We start from the raw sequence: 3,434 nt of genomic DNA, 5'->3' as shown, positions 1-3,434 counted from the left end.
ATATTGTGGAATAAGCCCTTAACGATAGGTTTGTGCAACAAAGCCTACTTGGTAAAGAATTTAGCCTCACTATATGTAAGAGCGTCATTGTTAAAAAGTGATTTGGCTAGCCTATCCTTATACAAAGTTGAACGCTTTTCTAGCTCAGAAGATTCAAACTCATCTGCTAGTTTCAAAGCCTCAGCTTTGCTATCTTTTGAATGTTTTAGATGCGCTAATCTATTATTTTAAAATGCCAATATAATTGGCACAACGAGAACAGCCAATACCCCACAAATTTTTAATAATATTTCCATGACTATGTTTTTTATAAAATAAATGTTTGATTTAGGACTATTTTAAAGTTTTGTCAACCAACTTTTAAGACTCAAACTAGGATTTGTCAACTAAACTGGGCTTTATACGACTTTCTAACTAGATTCATTGAGCAAACAAGTTGAGAGTTGATAGACTTCGGCTAATGTTTTGACTTTAAAATAATTTATGAAATTTTTACTTATTTTAGTTTTGGGGTTCACTTCCATTCAAGTTTATGCAAAAAAGTGCGCTGACTTTTCTACACAGCAGCAAGCACAGAAATGGTATGAGCAAAGAAAGAAGGCGGGACAAACTGGCTGGAAAAGTTTAGACCGCGACGGTGATGGTCAAGCATGTGATTGCTTGCCGGGTGGAAATGGTAAGAAGTGCCCGAAGAAGAAAAGATAAGGTATAGATATGGTTCCAGAAGCTTTAGAAACAACAAAATTCTTTTTAGAGAATCCCTCTCCGTTCGTTATTGTTTTATTTGTATTTATTCTAATTGCTTATAAAGGTCGTGATCTACTTTATTTCTTTTTTGAACTAAGAGATCTTTCAAAAAAACGCTTAATTGATAAACTTAAAACAGAAATTGAAATTGCAGATCTTTACGATGGTAATAACGACTTAAAATCAATTATTAATCCATATATTTCAGAACTACAATTACAAGCAACTATTGGTGATTCAACATGCTCTAAACAAATGGCGCATTATTTACTTACTAGAGAGGAAGTTGGTACAGCAATTCAAAGATATAAATCAACAAAAAGCTTACTAACATGGGACAATCAAAAACAATTGCCAAAGTTTGATGGCAGGTTCCCAGCTTGGCGGATTCATCTAAATTGGTCTGTGGGATTTCTCATTTACTTATTTTTTAGTTTTCTTGCTGCATTACCATACTTTTACTACTCTTTATTAAACACAAAGCAACAAGCTTTATTATTGCAAAAGATATCTTTTGGTAATGTCACTCTTATAATTCTATACAGTCTTATTTTATTTATAGCGGGTTTCATGTTTCTTAATGAAGGTATAAAGCCTTTATGGGCACGTCGGCTTTGTGAAATGGAATCTTCAACAGAACACGAAATCCACATTGACTACTAGTAAAGCACCACACGGCGCTCTACCTCTTAAAAAAACTTATCTGCAGAAACATTAAAGCACTCTGACAATGCGTTAATGTGACAGATATTAAGCTGACCTTACTTGCGGAATTACCTCATAAGCTGCCTATACGGCAGTGAACGCGCAGGCACTTATCTAATTGGAAAAATAGAATTTCTAAGCTGCCTATACGGCAGTGAACTTCATTTCTGAATCCTGTTGTTGTGAATTTTGTTTCTAAGCTGCCTATACGGCAGTGAACAGCACGGGTCTTGAGCAAGCATTTGGTCGTCCTTTCTAAGCTGCCTATACGGCAGTGAACGCTGTAATGCATGCGGCTGATATTCAATTCATTTTCTAAGCTGCCTATACGGCAGTGAACCAGTCACTGCAGCATGATGGGTCGCTCGGTGCTTTCTAAGCTGCCTATACGGCAGTGAACTGCTTTCCAGTCTCTGGATCATTTTTTAGTTTTTTCTAAGCTGCCTATACGGCAGTGAACGACGAACGCGGAAATCATATTCGCTATGGGCTTTTCTAAGCTGCCTATACGGCAGTGAACAGCCACGTGCGCTACAAACGCTTTTACACGGATTTCTAAGCTGCCTATACGGCAGTGAACAATTTGAGCTAGCGCCGAAAGTAAAGATTCAATTTCTAAGCTGCCTATACGGCAGTGAACCGTCTTTTAGGGCATCGGCTCTATTTTCATAATTTCTAAGCTGCCTATACGGCAGTGAACCTTGGTTTCATCATGGGCTACCTCGTCCTCACTTTCTAAGCTGCCTATACGGCAGTGAACCTTAATTTAACACTTAAAATTAGATTAATAACAGTAGCTTAATACTAAAACAACGTTATAACCCATTTTTTCAAGCATAAATATAACTTATTGATTTTAATAATCTATTAAAGAAAGAAAAAATATTGGGTAAAATCGTCTTTTACCACGGAATAAATATAACTGAATTTTCAAATGAAAGTCACTAAGTGCAAATGAGAAAGTACCTGAAGCTTTGTCTTAGAAAAAAGTATCCAAAAGGTCATCCAAGGCCTCAACAAGTGTATTGAAGTCATCTTCATTTTTAGGCTTGCTAAGCAATGGTGCAACGTAGTGCCAGTGATCTAAAGCCTGTTTAATCATTGCATTCATACTAACCCATTCTTCCTATGACCTTTGTCATATTCTTTATGGGACAAGACATAACGAATGTATACGCGCTTTGCAATATTTCAAAGGTCAGTTAGAATAAAGAGGTCTTAATAAGTACCTAAATAATGTACATAATAATTATTTTTCAAAAACATAGCTAATCTGATATTATTAATAATGATTCTTAATAACATTTTATAAAATATAATATGACCGATTTATCAACAAACTTTAACGACACTCGCCTCATCAAATCTTGGTTTGGATTTTTTCTAGGACTGTTCTGCGTTGGAGCTAGCTTGATAGCTTTATTTGAAGAAGTGAATTTACAAGGTATTCTGAGAACTTTAGGTTTTCTATGCTTTTGGTATCCATGGTGTCAACTGCCAGTTAAGAATTACCCGCTATCAAAACTTTTTAGTAAAAAAACAGAAGGCGAAAAATTAAATAAACTAGCTAGCTACTTAACAATCATTGCTTTAGTTTTACTCGTTAGCGCTACAGTTTTGTTTTTATGAATTTGCTTAAATCTCGCTCACCGAACATAAATTAATCACAAAAAAACCATGATAGTGCGCTGAACCCCATCATGGTTTCATTTAAGATATAGATGCTTATGTCTAAATTTCAAGCATTTTGTATAAGGTGTATTATGTTAATTTTAGGGATATTAAAAAAATGAAAAAATTAGAAATCTTCTTTTTCGTAATTTTAATCCTAGCTATTTTATGGGGCATACAATGGATGTTTCATGGCTTTCCAGTAGGCAGTTAAGTTGTCTATTATTTACTTAATAAAAAACCATACTATCTTATTTAAAATACTTCTCTGCACACGACAAAAAAATCATCCCCACCCGATTTTCATAGGT

At 34.9% G+C, this 3,434-nt stretch carries 4 protein-coding genes, 1 pseudogene and 1 CRISPR repeat array; of the genes and pseudogenes, 4 read left to right on the top strand and 1 reads right to left on the bottom strand.

Going from position 1 to position 3,434, the window contains the following annotated elements:
• The 3 genes from OKC24_RS19245 to OKC24_RS19235 all read left to right on the top strand — a co-directional run.
• The coding region (locus tag OKC24_RS19245) for a hypothetical protein (RefSeq protein WP_265466241.1) at positions 1-231 on the top strand (231 nt) is incomplete at its 5' end.
• Positions 232-483: 252 nt separating this feature from the next.
• Positions 484-705, top strand: a complete 222-nt coding sequence (locus OKC24_RS19240) for an excalibur calcium-binding domain-containing protein (protein WP_265466240.1) — start codon at positions 484-486, stop codon at positions 703-705.
• 9 nt (positions 706-714) lie between these two features.
• Positions 715-1,410, top strand: coding sequence for a hypothetical protein (locus OKC24_RS19235; protein ID WP_265466239.1), 696 nt, complete (start codon positions 715-717; stop codon positions 1,408-1,410).
• 114 nt (positions 1,411-1,524) lie between these two features.
• Positions 1,525-2,212: a CRISPR direct-repeat array (repeat unit 28 nt; unit sequence TTTCTAAGCTGCCTATACGGCAGTGAAC).
• 228 nt (positions 2,213-2,440) lie between these two features.
• Here OKC24_RS19235 and OKC24_RS19230 read toward each other — a convergent pair.
• Positions 2,441-2,563: pseudogene (locus OKC24_RS19230) on the bottom strand (transcriptional regulator); the annotation flags it as partial.
• Positions 2,564-2,772: 209 nt separating this feature from the next.
• On the opposite strand from OKC24_RS19230, the gene OKC24_RS19220 reads away from it, so the two are divergent.
• Positions 2,773-3,081 carry a hypothetical protein gene (locus OKC24_RS19220; protein ID WP_131275635.1) on the top strand — a complete coding sequence of 103 codons (309 nt, stop codon included), beginning with the start codon at positions 2,773-2,775 and terminating at the stop codon, positions 3,079-3,081.
• Positions 3,082-3,434 lie beyond the last annotated feature (353 nt).

This window comes from Acinetobacter entericus (assembly GCF_026168575.1).
Lineage (GTDB): Bacteria > Pseudomonadota > Gammaproteobacteria > Pseudomonadales > Moraxellaceae > Acinetobacter > Acinetobacter bouvetii.
This window is presented reverse-complemented; position numbering and strand designations above follow the sequence as displayed.

Bases quoted from the DNA above. Each gene is read 5' to 3' on its own strand.
- OKC24_RS19240 (WP_265466240.1), top strand. From the start codon at position 484: ATGAAATTTTTACTTATTTTAGTTTTGGGGTTCACTTCCATTCAAGTT.
- OKC24_RS19235 (WP_265466239.1), top strand. From the start codon at position 715: ATGGTTCCAGAAGCTTTAGAAACAACAAAATTCTTTTTAGAGAATCCC.
- OKC24_RS19220 (WP_131275635.1), top strand. From the start codon at position 2,773: ATGACCGATTTATCAACAAACTTTAACGACACTCGCCTCATCAAATCT.